A 17503-nucleotide genomic window follows, 5' to 3' on the forward strand; every position below is an offset into this window, starting at 1 on the left:
GGTAAGCCTTCATTTCAATTAAAGTTCGTATGATGATTTCCGGTTGATTTCAATTACCAGGTCTTTGATCACCTCACGTCCGCTTAGCCAACGCCTTGAACGGTTTGCCTTGCGGATCTCCTGTCTGTCTTTCAACTCATGATCTTTTTTATAATAATCCGGCATCAGGTTTTTCATCGCGTTGTGGATGGTTTCCAGACTTCCATTTAACAGCATGTCCAGATCGGTTTTCACCAAATCTGCCAGTGCTTCGGCCATGCTGGCCGCATAATAGGGGCAGTCCCAATCGTGATTATAGGGATGATCACCTTTTACGTTCACCTTTTGCAGTGGATGCGAGAGGTCTTCTATAATTTCGGTTATACCCGGGCCGAAAACGTTCGAATATTCTTCAATGAAATAATTCCACCAGCGCGGATGTTGCGGCAGATCTTTAAGCAAGGTATCACAAACTAAAACCCGCATTGGAAAGTCAGGATTCGCCGGATCCATGATTACTAAAGAACTGCCGAAATGCCCTTCCTGCTGCGAATGCCTGCTGTAGATCACAAAAAACTGCGGTACATTTACGCATTCGTTTTGCATAGCGGCGGCGAGTATTTTAATATCCTTCAACCTGTCTTCTAAAAAACCGCGTTTAAACAGTATGTGCAGCGGGTCTTCCGACTTCGCCGTGCACCGTTTACTGTTCTCATTAAAAACATTCCCGTTTGCCGGGCGGCTCATAAAATGGTTGCCGCTGTTGTAGCAAAGTGCCGAGCCTATAGGGTAAGTGCTGATATCGGCCGTATCTCCTGCTTCTGTCTGCTTATTTGGATGAATAGCGCGGAACGGCACATGCATACTTTCGCTATCCATACGGCGGGCAAGATTATATATCCGCTGCTCTGTAGCCGCCAATAAGGGATCACCGCTGAGGGGATCGAAATACACTACTTTTGAGCGACGGCCTAAATGGCAGGCAATGAATCGTTTTTTTAATAACTGCTGAATAGGGTGCCTCGTGTTTAAAAAGAAATCCCGTAAAGCATCATTTTTGATATATTCATCCAAGGGCTGTTCAAATTGCAACAGCGTATTTTCCTTATGCCTGTTAACCCATTCGCGTAAAAATAAATGCAGTTCCTGGTCGAAACAGAGATTGGCTGCCTCAGCACCCTCTTTTGTTAAAGCGCATAGTTCCATAAAACCTACGTGGGAGAATAAAGACTGAGCAATAAATATAATAAATAAAAATCCGGTTAAAGGATCCTAATTATTTTATTTAGCGGTGTTCTTACTCCTTTATCGGATACGTTCTCCGTAAGCCTTTTCATATTGAAGGATTATTAATTGGTAGCATTATTTATAGTTAGTGCGTGGAGAGCATATTTTAAATAGTTTGTTGGTGCACGGCCAACATCTCTTTTAGCACTTTTTTATTTTGACGGGCTTCAGTGCAACAAACTGAGAGACGTTTGACAACACCTTTGGGTTTTATATTTCTCGCTAATTCGATCAGTATCCTAAGAGCTTCGATCTCGATGGCCTCGGCTATAATGAGGTGAGTTAAAATAATAGCATCTGATTTTGAAGATTTGGCTTTGAGATTTGTTTTTAGGTAATGGTCAAGGTTCAGGCAACCATTTAACATTGGCGGCTTGGTACTAAAAGATAAACCCAACTGCGTTTGTACCAGGCAGAGTCTGATCATTTGACCATTGATCATAGTTCCGGATTCAAGAAGCAGTAATTTTACATCTTTAGCGTATGCCTTTGACACTATGAACGGAAGATGATCAATCAATGTGGCTTTGGTACTGTGAACATCTGAAAGGATGGTAATAAACAGATCTGTTGCTTCAGATTGAGTTAATCTTTGCTGAGCAGGAGTCAGCACACTGGCAGCTTTATCCATGGCAATCAATTTGATGGTAATGACAGCCGATATTGGTAAAGAGAACTGCTGAAAAACTGTTGTTTATCGCTTAAGCTGTAGATGTTAAATGCAATTCATCCAAAATAGTTTTGAGGTTGCAATAATAAAAATGCCAAGCATGGTACTTACATACTTACCTCGTTTGAAGGAACTTAGCTGCTAACCAAAAACGCAGGTGGGAAATCAACTGATCATTATTATCGGGAAAAATGTGTGTTGTTCTCAATGCAAAATTCCTTATTAACAAAAGTTAAAAAATAGGATAATATTTTAATTAAAAGTTGAAACATAAAGTAACTCTTGTAGTTGTACTAACACACGATCCCTCTCTTATCAAGCTCTTATCCAGTCATTTCATTTATCATCTACTAAAATTACATTTATGTTTCACCACGTTAAATCACTACAATTTAATGCCAGGGTTTCGCGCCCTGACCCTCGTTTTGCTAACCTTTTACTGGAGCAATTTGGCGGTGAAAATGGCGAACTGGCTGCGGCCATGCAGTATTTCACCCAAGCCTTTGGCGCAAAGGTACCGCACCCAGACAAGTACGATATGCTGATGGATATCGCCACCGAGGAATTTAGTCATCTGGAAGTAGTTGGTGCCACTATTCAGATGTTACTGAAAGGGGTTAACGGCGAGTTGAAGAATGCCGCAGATAGTTCAGACATCATGCAGGTATTAAATGGCCGTGCAGCCCAGGAAAATATTATTCATGAAGCATTAACGGCTAATCCGCAGTTTGTAATGATCACCGGCGGCGGCGTAACCCCGCGCAATAGCCAGGGCATCCCGTGGTGTGCTTCTTACATCCACTCTAATGGTGACCTCACTGTTGATCTGCGCAGTAACCTCGCGTCCGAATCAAGGGCAAAACTGGTTTACGAGCACTTGATGAAATTTACAGATGATCCGTATATCCACGAAACACTTTCGTTTTTAATGACCCGCGAAGTGGCGCACTATAAAATGTTTGAAGCGGCGCTGGATAGTATCCCCAATAATTTCCCCCCAGGAGTGCTTGCCGCCGATCCGCGTTATACCCAACAGGTTTATAATTTATCTGACGGTGCTGTACGAGGTTCATGGAATGAAGGCGAAATGCCGGGGATGGGCAAAGAATGGGTGTTCATTGAACAACCTTTACAGCAAGTACAGGAAACCGAAGGACAAACTAAGCTGCCGCAGGACTTTAGCAAGGAGCTTAAGGAAACTCAAAAAGAAAACAAAAAAATGAGTGCCGAAAAAAGTGCTGAAGTGAAAAATGCGGATCCCAAAGGGCTTGCCCAATGGAGCACTTATGAAACCGCGAGTGCCTAAAAGAAACTAAAATAATGATCCGACAGTTACGGATTACTAAATCACATATCTACCACAAACACCTATGGAAAATACAGAAAAAGCAATTGATGTGATCAACGATTTGATCAAAATTAATAATGACCGCGCCGCAGGTTTTGAAAAAGCAGGCAAAGATTTAAAAAAAGATGAAAACGGTTTGGTGGCTGTATTCAGCAAGTTAGCAGACGAAAGCCGTCAGAACGTTACGGAGCTTACTACCCTTGCATATCAATTTGGCGGCGAAGCAGCTGAAGGCACCAGCACTTCGGGCGATTTGCACCGTGCATGGATAGATATAAAATCTACATTTACGGGTAGCGATCTTACCGCGATCCTTAACGAATGCGAGCGGGGAGAAGATGCTGCCAAAGCCGCATATGAAGATGCATTGGATCCGGAAAATGAACTAAATCCGCAAGTGCAACAAATACTGTTAACCCAGCAGCATGGAATTGTTGAAGGGCACAACCTGGTTAAATCACTTCGCGACCAATTAGAAACTATCGTTGACAAGGATGATAAGTTTGATGACGAAAACATAGCTGCTGAACCTTCTTATAAAGGAGCAACTGGTGAATACCAAGCCCCAACTGCTTATGGTGCTCCGGAATCAGGAACTGTGATTTCTGACGATGAATGGGAAGATGAACAAGCGGCGGTTACTGGCGAATCTAAACTGATGGAGTTTTTTGTGAACGAATTGAAAGATTTGTATTGGGCAGAAAACAAGCTGGTAGATACATTGCCCGAAATGGCAGAAGCAGCTACTTCTGCCGAACTCAAAGATGCTTTTGACCTACACTTAATCGAAACGGAAGAACACGTTACCCGCTTGGAACAAATTTTTGCCATCTTGGGTTTAGAGCCAGATAGCCGCAAATGTGAAGCTATGGCGGGAATTGTTGATGAAGGTGATGAGATCATCAGCGCTACGAAAAAAGGCACAGCCCAGCGCGATGTAGGTCTGATCTTCGCCGGACAAAAAGCCGAGCACTACGAAATCGCTTCTTATGGAGGGATGATCGCGTTAGCAAAAACGTTAGGGTATTATGATGTTGCAGAGTTATTGGTTTTAACCCTTGACGAAGAAAAAACAGCAGACGCACTGCTTACAGAGATTGCCGAAAGCCAGGCAAATTTCGCTGCCAGCAATGAGCCGGCGGAAGATTAACGAAATGAGGTTGTTTATATAGATGGGAGGTCACCTGGTTTCAGGTGGCCTTTTTATTTACAACTGATAGTTGTGGGAAGCCTTGATAAATGTAATTTTGCAACAGCCATTTTACCTTATGTATGAACACGCCAAAGCAAAGAGGAACCTTTTACGGTTTGGACGCAAAATAGCAGTTGAACGGGCATGCCGTAACATCAGCCTCAATAAAATTGCTCAACAAATGGGTATCCCCATTTTTATGCTCAGTGAAATTGAAGCGGGTACTACAGATTTTTCGATAGAGGATATGTTTCTATTATTAAATGTTCTGGAGGTTGATTTAGCGGAGTTTTTCGCTGGGTTTGAATGAAATTTTACATCTTTCCTGCCTTTATTGCAGACCATGAACACGCATAGATCGAAAAAAGCCACACCTCCGAAGGACGTGTGGCTTGAATGTTCGTTATTTAATACCCCTATTAAAATAACAATCAACTAAATATAAGTTGTTTAAACTAAAGTTTCCAAATTGTAATATGAAAAATACAAAAGCCCGTCGGGGGACAGGCTTGGGTAGATGCAGGATCTATAGGGGTATTAAATGCGCTAAATCAAGTTCAAACAAATATAAGTTAATAAATTGAAAATGAATTAACTATATAAGTTTCGAATTTGTAACAGTTTTGTTAGATTGTTGAAAGATCGCTATTTATTGTATCAATCTTTAGAGGTAATAAAGTACCGGCGAAGAGCACGGTGACGAAACGGATGGCAAAAGAAAGAATTATCAAAACTCTCATCGATGCAATATCTTTAACATCGACATTTAAAGCTGGACAATGACTACGCTAATTAATATTTAGTTACTTAACTTTAAAAGAAAACACTCTTGATCGTTCCGAAATCAATTGGTTTTGATAAAAAATTTTCAATCCTTGGGTTTGAGTACGATTTAACAATGTCTTTCTTGAAAATCGATGACGAAAGCACATAAATCTTGCTTTTGTGCATGGGATCGATATTAAGACGTTTATATTCTTCCATAAACTGCCAGCCGTCCATTAGTGGCATTGCCAAGTCAAGAAAAATATAATCTGGTAAATGATCACTTCCCTGCTCATTGAGTTCCATCAATTTGCTGATTGCTGTAATTCCGTTTTCGCAAGCTTCAATAATTGGACTGAAAAGCGTTTTTTTTATCATTAAATTGAATATCACCCTATCCATCTCAGAATCCTCTATCAGTAAAATGCGGGCTGGCCGATTTGTTAAAACCATTCATGACTAACGCTCAAAGCCTTGAATTTGTTTTAGTTAGCGATGAGGTTTTAGTTAACCTATATCGGAGTATTTGATGAAAAAGCCAATAATTAGTATGGTTTGAAGTTATATTAATCGATCTGAATATCAACGCAATAGCCTTACAGCCATTAGATAGGGCATAATGAAAGGTATTGCAGGAATTGCCGCCAGAAATCCCGCCGTACCTAGTGGTCCTGGCCAGGAAGAAGGAATGAGAACCAGAATTAAGCCGACTATACAAAAGCCACAATAACAATTACAGGAAACAAGACTAAGTAGCCTCGCATTTTTCATAGCAACAGCAAAAAACAGGGTGGCTAAATAGGTGAGGGCTACCTCTGCTACAGCTATAACATAAAACAAAAGCCTCAAATTTTCCGATTCGAGGCTTTTGTTTTAAATGACAGCCCGGGCAGAACTCGAACCTTAAACTGTGCGGTTCGAAAAGCGCACAGTCAGGGATGTCCAAATTTCACCTAATAAGGAGCGGAATTATAAAAAGTATTAAAATTTCAAATAATTCATGCGTAAATATTAGAGACTAGTGATGATATTTTGATTTCATAACTTGAGTTGAATAAAATCAATTTTCAATTATGAAATCAGCTTATTTATATGTTAGAGTAAGTACCGATGAGCAACGGAGAAAAGGTTTTTCCCTCATCGAACAGGAAGATCGTCTTATAAAATACTGCGAAGCAAATCGCGTTAAGATTATAGAAATTTTTCGAGAAGATTTTTCGGCGAAGGATTTTAATCGTCCGGAATGGAAAAGATTGATAAGAACAATCAAGAAAAAGAATAAGCGTCCTGATTATATTTTATTCATAAAATGGGACCGTTTTAGTCGCAACGTGGCATTAGCTTATCAAATGATAAAGGTGCTTCAAGATTTAAATGTTCAGGCGATAGCAATTGATCAACCAGTAAATTTTGAAGTGCCTGAAAGCAGCGTAATGTTAGCGATTTACCTAGCAATACCAGAAGCCGAGAACCTCAGGCGTGGCCTGAATTGTTCAGATGGTATGCGACGAGCGCGGAAATTAGGCCGTTGGCCGGGGAGAGCACCAGTTGGATACACTAATCTTATTGGAACTGACGGAAGAGGGTTTGTAGCCCCGAAACAGCCCGAAGCCAATCAAATTAAGCGTGCATTTGAAGAATTCGCAAGAGGAACATTTTCGATAAGTGAGGTCAGGAAAATGTTAATGCTTGATGGTCTGCAATGTAGTAGGAATAACTTTTGGAAACTTTTGCGTAACCCTTTTTATTGTGGCATTATTACAGTGCCGCCAAATGCTAAAGAGGAACTACAACTCGTAAAAGGTATACATGAACCTCTTATATCTGAACAACTATTTTATGATGTACAAATCATATTAAAAGGTAGACACCATCCAAAAGTTCTAAAAGAAAACTCAAAAATTTTGTTTCCACTGAGGGGGGTTCTCAAATGTCCATATTGTCATAAAAGATTGACCGGGAGTGCCTCCAAAGGACGTCATGCAAAGTATTGCTACTATCACTGTATTACACCGAAATGTAAAGGTAGGTTTGGAATCAAAGCTTTGCACCAATCTTACGAAGAAGAGTTAGATAAAATAAGTTTGCGGTAAGAAGTATATGAACTCTTTAAGCTTGTATTAGAAGATGAGAATATTTTTTCTGTATTGAAAGGTTACGAAGTTGAACACAAGACTATACTCAATGAGATTTCTAAACAAGAGCTTCTGATGACCAGTGCAAGAAAGCATTTTATAAGTGGAAAAATAGATAGTGACGATTTCAGTGATTTGAAAAAGGAATACAAGGAAGTTATAGAATGTCTAAATATTAAACTAAACGATATCAAGAGAAACATTGCTGCCTGCAATATTAATGAAAGAACTGAATGGTACAGAAATGGATTCAATTTATCTCATACATATAAAAATCAAGGCATCGGCGATAAGCGATATCTGGTTAATTTATTTTCTCCTACTTCTATTAATCCTGTCACAAAATGCCTCGACCGTTTAGCAGTTAATAGGGATATCATTAATATTTTAACCTATAACAAATGAACTGAAAGAATTTTATCGAAACTATCTAATGAGTAATTGCAATGCAGCAAGCTAAATATAAAATACCGAAGACTTTTTCAGATCGAAAAGTTTCAGTTAAACAAGCCATCAAAATGTTGAGACGTAATGGTATTAAAGTAAATGAAGATCAAGCAGCAGTTATACTTGATTTTCTTTATCGAGTCGCCAGAGTTTATAGTAACACTTAATTTGAAGGTGAGGGGCGCTTGGCTTTTTAATGAAGAGCGAAATAATCTTGAGGTAAAATGGGTTAGATACGTAAAGAGATTTCGAACCTTATAATCGCTTTGAATCATATCAAAATGCGGTTTCTAAAAAAAGAACTTGAAATCGTTTATTTCAAATAGCGTTTTTCGAACCGCTTTGTATAGGATGAATTTTCTTTATAATTGGTTGATTATAAATCAGTTATATTCAACAAAAAAGGAGATAAACAAATCTGTTTATCTCCTTAAGTGGAGCCGGAGGGAGCGTGAAAAATCACATAAATAGCTCACTTTCAATATCAATATTTGGGCTTTTGACACTGCTCACCGTGTGCTCACCAAATGGCCACTAATTGACCTTATTATGCTTAGTTTATTAATATAAACATAGGCTTTTTAGATGTCTTAAGCAACTATTTTAACAAAAAATGTTAGACAAAGTGTTGAAATGATATCGGATAGGAAAGAGCATATTAAATGATCGGGCTTTATTTAGAGCGGGAATCGAACCACGCTTGTAAGTCCTTAAATTATAATGAATTATAAACTCTTAAAAGATCATTCAACGATTTGTACAAACTGTATTTGGCCATAAATCGGTGTACTTCAAATATACGAAACTTCTGTTTTCAAAAAAAACGAAAGCGATTTTATTAAAAATCTAATGATGGATATACAATATTAGTTTTTAATATTTAGGTAAAAGGTTAATGACTGGACGGGACATGAACTATGTTCACTGAGCGCTCATAATCAATATTTTACCAACTATTACAAAAAGCGACTCTCTTAAAACTCACTTTTATTTTAAAGCTGTTCGATTTCAAATGATATACACAAAAGTAAGAAATGAGGAGGTTATTACAAACGAAATGCGATCTTAAAATCCTTGAATTTAACCTTGTTTGTCGATTACCAGATAGATAATGTGCCGTTACTATTTATGATACAATGAAATGTAGAGTTAGAAACAGTGATGGATTTGTTTTAGTCCCGATTTTGCCTGTTTTCTCGATATTTTAAGTGGTTTTTAAANGATGGATTTGTTTTAGTCCCGATTTTGCCTGTTTTCTCGATATTTTAAGTGGTTTTTAAATTCATACCCACCAAATTACTCACCACATTTATTTTCTTGAATTAGCTGCAAATGCTTATAATCAAATATCCCAAAAATTACCTGATAGAAAAAAGATAGAATAGATTCCTGTTGGAAGGATACGTATAATAAAAAATATCTTTGATTGTCAGTGTTTTACAAATGTTTAAAAAAAGTGACTAACTGAAACTCGTACTTTTTATTTAACTATTTAGTTTCAAATGATGATAAATTAAAATTAAGAAATAATAAGCTTTAAGCAAACGTTTAGTTAGTAAAATGAATCAAAATATCGTGAGATTTGAAGTGAACTTGAAAATCGCGTGACGGGTCTGCTTCTAATATCGACAAGATTTCCAAAATGAATCTATAACTACAACTCTCTCGTACAAATTGAAGTTGCTGATTATAAAATAGTCGGCAGCCTGCTCAAGAAGTGATCCCGGTCTATGTCGAAAGCAAGACAGCCCAACGTAAAAACTGATCGAACGAATCCTCAGTATTTCTCGACCGTGCAAGACAGCATCTATGCTCGGACTTAGGCCACCGAGATCATTTTCCGCAAGACTAATGACGTCTCGTTCCCGTCTATGAGTAACACCAATCTATGTATCCGCCGCGGACGAAAAAATGGCTTCTGCAGCCAGTTTTGCCCCAAACCGATGGTTTGAGCGTGATATGGCTTCCTTCTAGTGTATAGGTCCAACAGGGGCTGGCCTCTTTCAGCATATTGAGCTGAATCTTTTTGCCGCAACCGCAGGGACATTGTAGTACCGCCGCCCAGGGATCACCCGAGGTGCCGATGATCCACACACGTCCGGGTTGGACACATTCTGGAATATCCTCTGAAAACCTGTAACGAAAACGCCGGCGCTTCCGGGACCATGCTAACAAAACCCGGAATATTTTTTTAAGATATTTCATGAGGGGATACCCGGGAATTCGATAAAAGGAACCAGGTCGCCGCGGCCGATTTTGTTCCGTAGGTAAACATCTGTCTCAAATGCCTCCTCGTTTACGTTAATAATGCAGTTCTCTGTAAGATCGATGGTGCTCAGACTATAGCTGCTGGGATCTTCCGCCTTATAGCGGTGCAGCCGATTCAGGAAATCGTTTATCGCATGGCTGCTGATCTGCATATTCACACTAATTACTGCCGGAGAATTAACATTCACATTCTTGATATAGGCGTTCTTTTGTAGCATGGCATATTCCTCGGGATTTTGACGGTACTGAGCCGCTGCCCGCATGTCATCCGTCGTATATACCCCGCGGGTGAGCAGTGACGATTTCCCTGGTTGTAGGTAATGGACAGAACCGCAGATCTTGTGGATACCGCCCAGTCCGTCGGCCTCCAGTTTTACCCCCTGATCAAAATAGGGGATCAGGTAAAAGCTGCAAAGCTGGTTCAACAAGTGCCGCCCATCGACACTGTCCATGCAACCAAAGATCACATCGCAGCCAGCCAGTGCTTGCAGTGCCGGCAGATCATCATAAAGATTCACTTGGTAACAATCCGTTTCCGTCCCCAGCCCCATCCGGGCGACCGCATCCGCCAGCGCGGCTATCTTAGGCTTTTGCATCTCCGCATCCGCTAAAGAAGTATTCAGGATTCGGTTCAGGTTCTTATGTTCCACGCGGTCTGGATCAATAAGCACCAGCTTTTTCACTCCCAGTCTTGTCAGCTGTTCCACCGTGGGGCTGCCGGTACCCGAGCAACCAACCACGCCAACGGTCAGCCGGTTAAGCAGGTTATACGTTTTTTGCCCGAAAGCCTGTATGGTACGCTGCGCAAAAGCCTGCCTGCCGTCCATGGTAAGTAGTTCTTCAACGCCGATCGTATCACTTATTATCGCAATTTTATCGACCGGCCGATGCCCCCCGCCCGGGTAAAAAAAACGCCCGAACAAACTACCGCCGGGCACCATCACCGCGCTGGCATGCGGCCCGTCCAGGTCAGTCCAGCCAAATACAGAACTGAAAAACTCCGCATCGGCGGCATCATCGGTATCAGAGAACCGGTCATAACCGCCCGGGTGACTATGGATTTTTAGGATCGCCAGGTCGGTCCGCGCGATACGGTTAAAGAATGGCATAATCCTTTCAGTCGGCCACTGAAGGCGACCGGTACTCCTGTCCATGCATTCTTCATCGGGTATCAATAGGAGTTCATGTACCATTAAAGTTTCGCCGCCCGCTTGCCTGTGCCTTCCACAAAGAGCCACGGCTACAGATTCCAGCCCGTCCCCGGAAAAAAGATGTTTGACCAGCTGCTGGTGGTGCAGGCCGGCTATTTTAAGTTGTAACTGCATTTGCTCTTTTGATAAATTCTTGTTCAAACCAAAAACTGACCATACTCATGTGCGTGGAGAGGTCGTCAATGCCTTCCCGCCAAGGATTGCTCGCCGTACGGTGCCGCGACCAGCGCTGAAAAACTCGCCCGTCGATCTGCTGCGGGCAGATCGCCCCTATCAGCTGCCCGTCCCTGCGGGCAAGTGGTGGGTAAAAATAAGCCATATCCAGTCCGGTCCGGGGGTATCCCGCTTCTATCTTCACGGCAACCGTCGTACTGTTAACGTTATAACCGGACGGTACTGGGTAATTCCGAAGAATTACCCAGTGCATACCTTGGTCGGTCACCGTTTCCCATTCCAAATTTTGTGTTTCCAAAAAGATGATATCATCCCCAGGTAGCTGAAAATGCCGTCTCATTACTGCTCCCCCTCTGTTTGGTCCAGCGGGATAGTCATGAATTTTTCCACACATGGTTCGATAAAACTTACTTCCTGGTCATACCCGATCCTGACAACCTTGCCGCCCTTATAGCGCTGGTTCAGCTGGAAGCGGTCTGGTGGTGTTTTACCGGCCAGCTTTAAGATCTCGCGGCCGGTTAGGCACTCTTGTTCAACCTTATACTTCTGGCGGTCGACCATGATTAAGTAATGGTGTCCTCTTGGGATCTCGCGGTTTTCCCTGACATACACTTCGATGTCAATAATTAAGATTTCGTGGATAATCATACCTTTCGTATTTTACAACAGTAAGCCGGAAACGGGACAACTCTTTTTTGTCCCGCTTCGCGGTTACATAGGTATAATATGATCGCTGTCATGAATACAATGAGTACCTTATCAATAGCGAAAAGCCTGAGGGGCCTTTCCGACAGAGACCTGGTGTTGGGTTTAAAGTCAGTTGGCGAGACTGACCTGCCCCGTTACCAAGTCGAATTTTACAGACGGTTTGCGCCTTATATCTATAAAGTAGGCAGCCAGTGCTGTCAAATTTATCCCGATGGGAATGAACTTGCCCGTGACTTAGTGCAGGAAACTTTTATCAAAGCCTTCATAGCCATTGACAAATTCATGGTCACGGTGGGTGAGGATGCTGTCTTCAAAAAACACATCAAGGGCTGGCTTGGCAAGATCGCCAACCGTCAGTTCCTTAAATTATACGCAGAGCGTAAAAATGCGAACGCTGAAACCGAATGTACTGAAGCCGAAGAACCTTCTTACGATCAGTTCAGTAGCTATTTCGACCCGCCGAGGGAAGAGATACCATCGATCTACGTCACCCTGTTAAGAGAAGCGATGAGCCAGCTCAAAGATATTGATCAGCACATAGTGAACGCATATGCGGCAGAAGGATGCCTGGAGTCGACGCGGCATATCAGCGATCGGGCGATGCACCTTTTATGCGAGACTTATCAAACAACATCAGAAAATATCAGAAAAAGAAAAAACAGGGCTTTAACTAAGATTAAAGCACACTGTTTAAAAAATTAATGGCAAAAAACATGAAAACTGTGGCAACAAACAACTCGAACTCCAAAGATCCCCAAGTAGATCTCGAATTCCTTTTAAGGACGAACGGATTTCTCTTTCCGGAGACAGTTAATGAGGTAAACGCCTATGAGCGCACCTTCGGGGATACAGACATTATCCTGCCTGACGACATGCAGGAACCATCATTTTTGAAAGAGGCCCGCAGTCGGGTTACCCGCGAAAGAGATAACATCATCAGCCTGCGGGCTGATAATTTTTCCCTGGCCGCCCGAGCCGAAAAAGGGAACGAACTGCCGGAACACATCAAACAGCAAATGGAGAAAGACCTTGCGAAACTAAAACGATAACAAGTGGAAGCGGAGAGATATGAAGACTTAGCGGAACTGGCCGAATCAATTGCGGACGAGAACTTTACTGACGGCAAGACCGACTTGGAGCTGATCCTTCGCAAGAAAGGCATCAATCTGGTCACTGGGCACTATGAAAGCTATTTCACAGGTACTTTATATCACAAAGCCAAAGAGTTCACAGTATTCCTGAATATGGATGATCTGGAGGAAAATAAGATCCCTCGAATCAGGTTTACGATCGCTCATGAACTGGGGCATTATTTTATCGATGAACATCGGAATTTGCTGAGAAGCGGCACATCAATATCATTCAATGCATCGCATAATTGCGAACTAAATGAAAGGGAGGCAAATCATTTTGCCTCCTTTTTATTAATGCCTACTAAAAAATTCTTGGCTGTTGCGTTCAGCATTGAGCAAGGACTGCCAGCTATTTTGCAGTTAGCTACCCAATTTGAATCTTCAATTGAAAGTACCTCCATCCACTACCTTAAACTAGATTGTTGCAACGGCTTGCTGATCCGCTGGAAAGAAGACAATTCAGTCCAATTTCACCTTTGTTCAGCCACATTCGGCCATCAGATCGGCTCCGGCCGTAAACCAGTCATCCAGCTGGCCCCCGCCTATATCAATCTATTAAAGGCTCAACTAGACAACCCTGATAATGAATATCATGTCGTTGAGAATGCTACTAATCTGTCCCACTGGCTGCCGCATATTGGTGCCGGATCTTCTCTTGATCGCCCCGCGCTGGAACAAACTATCCGGTTGGGCAACTACGGCGGAATTACCTTAATCACAATTCATTCGTAATTTCGCCTCACGATTTATTTATATTTTATGGGTTAGCGAACACACAATTTGATAATAATGCTGATATACCTTATTAACGATTTAAGTATTGTTGATAGTAAAGGGATGATCTTAATAAATAGCATTTGCCTTCGATTATAAATCCGTCAAGCTTATGCTCAATGGCATATATTGATAAATCACGGATATTGTTTATAAAACCTCTTCCATTAAAATTTAGAGAGGTATTGCATAATACACCATATCCCGTTTTTCTTTTAAATGCGAGCAATAAATCATATAACTGATTGTTAGAGGTAGGGGACACTGTTTGAATTCGAGCAGTTTTGTTTACATGGGTTACTGCTGCTAGAGCATCAGTGTTTACGGTGTAAGTAAAAAGCATGTGAGGACTTGAGTGATGGCAATCAAACCATTGAATCGCATCTTCTTCTAGGCATACTGGTGCAATCGGCCGAAATTGCTCGCGCTGCTTAATTTTATTTAAACGGGTTCTGGTATTTTCGGTAAATGGAGCGGCGATAATGGAACGATTGCCTAGCGCTCTGGGGCCTATTTCATATTTACCATTAACCCAAGCTAAAATAAGATTTGCGGCCAGCAAGTCAGAAATGAATTCATTATCCGGTTCATAGATGTCGTATTGGCTTATATCGAATGATTTCGAATCGTCGAAATTCAGTCCAGAGTAAACATCCCAGCTTATCTTTGGATTACCCGTGTAGTGAAACTGAGCGTCGATGGCGGTGCCTATGGCTGAACCAGAATCGTTAGCGACGGGCGGTACAAATATTTCGGGAAATAGACCAGACTGTTTCCATTTAGTATTCCAATCGCAATTCAAACCACATCCGCCAGCGATGACGAGTGGTAGACGTTTAGTTAAAGTTGTTGTTGCAAACTGAAAAAAAATATCAAAAATTCTGTCGCTGTAAATTCCTGCAAGGTTACAGAACTCTTCATCGGTCACACCAATATTATAATATTTTGAATCCTTAAGCACTGGATAAGCACTCAATTCCTGGTACGAACCACGCAGCAATAAATCGATCAATTTTGTATCTTCGGATGAAGGAGGGTTGCGTTTCGAAAAAGAAGCTAAAGCCATAAGCTTTCCTGCATCTTCAAAACGAAAATATGGAATGTCTTTAGGAAAAGAAGGGTCAGCTAAACCGTATAATTGCGCATACCGGTTTCCGACTTGGTTTAAAACATCTCCTAATAAGGTCACATTTAAGTTTCCATCAATTTCATAAAAAGCCCCAATACTACCTTCCCAGATTAGCGCATAGCACGGAGTTCCCATTTCCAAACCTGACATGCCATAAGCACAAAGCAAATGTGATCGCTCATGCGAAGAAGAGAAATAGTCAATATTCTTTCCCAGAAACTTTCTTTGGTCAGTTATTCTTTCAGTTTGAGTGGTGCCACGATAACCAACATGGATATTAGATCCATGCAGATACTCAAAATTATCGCGCGGCCACCAACCCCCTGTACAAATTACATCAGGCTCTTCTTCTAGTTCACCAAGTATTCGGAATACGTCATGAGTAGATACCGGAGAGTATCGGTAATTTGAATTCTTTTCAGCCTCAATAGAAAATACTAAATGTCCATCTTTTAAAAAAGCAACCGCACCATCATGGCCGGGATTATAAGCAAGTATGTTCATGACAGGTAACGGTTTTAACTTGTACTGCGTCGATGTTTATAGAATTAATAAGCGTTTTAGCAGGAAGTTGCCTATTGTCAAGAATCCCGGCAAATTCTTTAGAACGGCACGGCCAAATGTTTGTATGCAAAGACATTGGTAGATGCGGAATTGGCGTCGGATCCCATTCTACTCTTCTGTGTACTAGTTTTTTATCTACAAACCAGCAAATTTCATTTGATCGCCATTCAATCATATAATGGTGAAACGAGTCCGATGCATCGAATTCAAGATCAATGTATGTAGGAGTGCCTCGGTAGCCATAATCAAATTTAGCTCCCGGTCCACCAGGATTAAAAAAAACGTTTGCAATAAGCACGTTTGGCCTGTTTCCCGCGATTTCTATGTCGATTTCCTGCCTTGGAGAATTTCGGTGTAAAAAAAATCCTGTCACTACTCCCGAGATGTTTGATGCCTTGAGTATGGCCTCAAATCTTCCATATAGAAATTGCTCTTGACTTGTTATTGCAGCCGCGCTATAATCACGTACTCCTAAAGCTTCTAATTTTAAATCAAGAGTAATGCCGTTTTCGTGTTGTAAGTATATGTTATCGGGACGAAACAATGCTAGGTTATCTGTAAAAGTATCATTTCTTAGAATCCAGTTACTTCCAACAATTGACTCGAAATTTTCAATAATCTTTACTGGAGCTATTTGTGTCGACGGAGCATCAAATAAGCTTGGCATACAGTGAATCCCTTGCCATGATGTCGCAGAGTCAACTATCCACGGTGAAGCATCACGTTTGGACGTTAATGATTTTTTACCTGTGTTAGAAGTTATATTTTCTATCAATGGTCTCTGGCCGACATCATTCAATTCTGGAAAAGCGCAGACTGGTGGTGCACAGCACAAATGCTCGCAAAGTATTTTCCACTTGTTAGATACGTCGTTTCTAATCACGGTGTAGTTTAGGCTTGCAATGTTTTCCAAAAAAGAATACTGATTTTTAAGATCGGTAAAAATGAACCGAGCGTTAGGGAATAGCGTTTGTAATAACTGAACCTTCGTAGCTAAAGAACCAATGTTGACATATGCATTAAATACTCGGTCGGCTCGTCCCATCAACAACTTATCTAACTCGATCTTAGGTAAGGATTCAAGGTCATTGCAACATTTATAGCCGAGCATCGATAAAGCCATAGCAACGGATGTAAGTCCCGTATTTTGATTGCCGAATACAAAAACTGGATATACTTGTGGTCTGATTTGGAACAATGCAGCACCTTCGCTGTTGATAGCACCGATTTTGGTTAGAGCTGGAAGTATCGAATAGGAATTGGTAGAGCTTATATCCGGGCGCTGCCTAACAACTGATTTCTTTAGCGCAACTACGTCAATTTTATCGAATTGATGATTAATCCATAAGTCTACAGGACCACGGCAAGGTAGTAGTTGAAGTAGTTTGGAAGCCCCATTGCGTGATAAAACATAGCCAGATAAATTCCAAAGACCTCGTACCGGACGAAATAAATTACTTGATATAAAAGTTTTTGGGGCACCATTTTTCACCTCCTCGTAGGATAGGTATAAAATATCAAAACTACCATTCAAGGTGCTCTGGACGTCGGCCCAAGCCCTATTAAGAGCTTTTGAAAAGCCCGGATAAAACCATATATCATCTTCCAGAATCAGGGTATATTCATCATCATTCTCTAAAATTTTTTGCCAAACTCCAATATGAGATTTAGCTACCGCGATTTCTGGCCGACTTGTAACCCTCCCTTAGTTCGGACTGG

The 17503-nt window shown here is 41.2% G+C and carries 17 protein-coding genes; 8 read left to right on the forward strand and 9 right to left on the reverse strand.

Features of this window, described 5'->3' with window-relative positions; all coding sequences use genetic code 11:
* Positions 1-18: 18 nt before the first annotated feature.
* Both DUL71_RS26145 and DUL71_RS26150 read right to left on the reverse strand, forming a co-directional pair.
* On the reverse strand, positions 19-1185 hold the full coding sequence (locus tag DUL71_RS26145; protein WP_114940807.1) for a bromodomain-containing protein: 1167 nt from the start codon (positions 1183-1185) through the stop codon (positions 19-21).
* Positions 1186-1372: 187 nt separating this feature from the next.
* Positions 1373-1897 (reverse strand): DUF892 family protein, encoded by a 525-nt coding sequence (locus tag DUL71_RS26150; RefSeq protein WP_114940808.1) that lies wholly within the window; start codon positions 1895-1897, stop codon positions 1373-1375.
* A gap of 403 nt (positions 1898-2300) precedes the next feature.
* Here DUL71_RS26150 and DUL71_RS26155 point away from each other — a divergent pair, with 403 nt between their 5' ends.
* The 3 genes from DUL71_RS26155 to DUL71_RS26170 all read left to right on the forward strand — a co-directional run bounded on the left by DUL71_RS26155 (position 2301) and on the right by DUL71_RS26170 (position 4786).
* Positions 2301-3242, forward strand: a complete 942-nt coding sequence (locus DUL71_RS26155; RefSeq protein WP_114940809.1) for a manganese catalase family protein — start codon at positions 2301-2303, stop codon at positions 3240-3242.
* Between the two features lie 64 nt (positions 3243-3306).
* Positions 3307-4434: a DUF892 family protein gene (locus DUL71_RS32565; RefSeq protein WP_244228839.1), complete on the forward strand. Its 1128-nt coding sequence runs from the start codon at positions 3307-3309 to the stop codon at positions 4432-4434.
* Between the two features lie 118 nt (positions 4435-4552).
* On the forward strand, positions 4553-4786 hold the full coding sequence (locus DUL71_RS26170) for a helix-turn-helix domain-containing protein (RefSeq protein WP_114940810.1): 234 nt from the start codon (positions 4553-4555) through the stop codon (positions 4784-4786).
* 503 nt (positions 4787-5289) lie between these two features.
* Here the strand turns inward: DUL71_RS26170 and DUL71_RS26175 are convergent.
* The gene (locus DUL71_RS26175) at positions 5290-5694 is read right to left on the reverse strand and encodes a response regulator (RefSeq protein WP_114940811.1); all 405 of its coding nucleotides are present in this window, start codon (positions 5692-5694) and stop codon (positions 5290-5292) included.
* A gap of 620 nt (positions 5695-6314) precedes the next feature.
* Here DUL71_RS26175 and DUL71_RS26180 point away from each other — a divergent pair.
* Together DUL71_RS26180 and DUL71_RS26185 are read left to right on the forward strand one after the other, a co-directional pair.
* Positions 6315-7334 carry a recombinase family protein gene (locus tag DUL71_RS26180; protein WP_114940812.1) on the forward strand — a complete coding sequence of 340 codons (1020 nt, stop codon included), beginning with the start codon at positions 6315-6317 and terminating at the stop codon, positions 7332-7334.
* 117 nt (positions 7335-7451) lie between these two features.
* Positions 7452-7781 carry a hypothetical protein gene (locus DUL71_RS26185; RefSeq protein ID WP_161964514.1) on the forward strand — a complete coding sequence of 110 codons (330 nt, stop codon included), beginning with the start codon at positions 7452-7454 and terminating at the stop codon, positions 7779-7781.
* A 1911-nt stretch (positions 7782-9692) separates the two neighbouring features.
* On the opposite strand, the gene DUL71_RS32795 is transcribed toward DUL71_RS26185, so the two are convergent.
* Genes DUL71_RS32795 through DUL71_RS26205 form a run of 4 tightly spaced genes read right to left on the reverse strand, consistent with a single transcriptional unit; the run spans position 9693 to position 12124 of the window.
* On the reverse strand, positions 9693-10028 hold the full coding sequence (locus tag DUL71_RS32795; RefSeq protein ID WP_425270983.1) for a ubiquitination-like system serine protease family protein: 336 nt from the start codon (positions 10026-10028) through the stop codon (positions 9693-9695).
* Positions 10025-11416, reverse strand: a complete 1392-nt coding sequence (locus DUL71_RS26195; RefSeq protein ID WP_114940815.1) for a ThiF family adenylyltransferase — start codon at positions 11414-11416, stop codon at positions 10025-10027. Before DUL71_RS26195 ends, DUL71_RS32795 begins: the two co-directional genes overlap by 4 nt.
* Positions 11400-11816: an E2/UBC family protein gene (locus DUL71_RS26200; protein ID WP_114940816.1), complete on the reverse strand. Its 417-nt coding sequence runs from the start codon at positions 11814-11816 to the stop codon at positions 11400-11402. The genes DUL71_RS26195 and DUL71_RS26200 overlap by 17 nt, the downstream gene beginning before the upstream one ends.
* A complete protein-coding gene (locus DUL71_RS26205; RefSeq protein ID WP_114940817.1) occupies positions 11816-12124 on the reverse strand; it encodes a multiubiquitin domain-containing protein in 309 nt (102 codons plus the stop codon). The genes DUL71_RS26200 and DUL71_RS26205 overlap by 1 nt, the downstream gene beginning before the upstream one ends.
* Before the next feature lie 99 nt (positions 12125-12223).
* Between DUL71_RS26205 and DUL71_RS26210 the strand changes: the two genes are divergently transcribed.
* From DUL71_RS26210 to DUL71_RS26220, 3 genes are read left to right on the forward strand one after another with little or no spacing between them, the layout of a single operon-like run.
* Positions 12224-12886: an RNA polymerase sigma factor gene (locus DUL71_RS26210; protein WP_161964515.1), complete on the forward strand. Its 663-nt coding sequence runs from the start codon at positions 12224-12226 to the stop codon at positions 12884-12886.
* Positions 12886-13233 (forward strand): hypothetical protein, encoded by a 348-nt coding sequence (locus DUL71_RS26215; protein ID WP_114940819.1) that lies wholly within the window; start codon positions 12886-12888, stop codon positions 13231-13233. Before DUL71_RS26210 ends, DUL71_RS26215 begins: the two co-directional genes overlap by 1 nt.
* A gap of 3 nt (positions 13234-13236) precedes the next feature.
* Positions 13237-14049, forward strand: a complete 813-nt coding sequence (locus DUL71_RS26220) for an ImmA/IrrE family metallo-endopeptidase (RefSeq protein ID WP_114940820.1) — start codon at positions 13237-13239, stop codon at positions 14047-14049.
* Between the two features lie 73 nt (positions 14050-14122).
* Here the strand turns inward: DUL71_RS26220 and DUL71_RS26225 are convergent, their stop codons facing one another.
* A complete protein-coding gene (locus DUL71_RS26225; RefSeq protein ID WP_114940821.1) occupies positions 14123-15724 on the reverse strand; it encodes a carbamoyltransferase C-terminal domain-containing protein in 1602 nt (533 codons plus the stop codon).
* Positions 15705-17465, reverse strand: coding sequence for a family 16 glycosylhydrolase (locus tag DUL71_RS26230; protein WP_279629801.1), 1761 nt, complete (start codon positions 17463-17465; stop codon positions 15705-15707). The genes DUL71_RS26225 and DUL71_RS26230 overlap by 20 nt, the downstream gene beginning before the upstream one ends.
* Between the last annotated feature and the right edge of the window lie 38 nt (positions 17466-17503).

Origin of the sequence: Mucilaginibacter endophyticus, assembly GCF_003351025.1 — a bacterium.
Taxonomy (GTDB): Bacteria; Bacteroidota; Bacteroidia; order Sphingobacteriales; family Sphingobacteriaceae; genus Mucilaginibacter; species Mucilaginibacter endophyticus.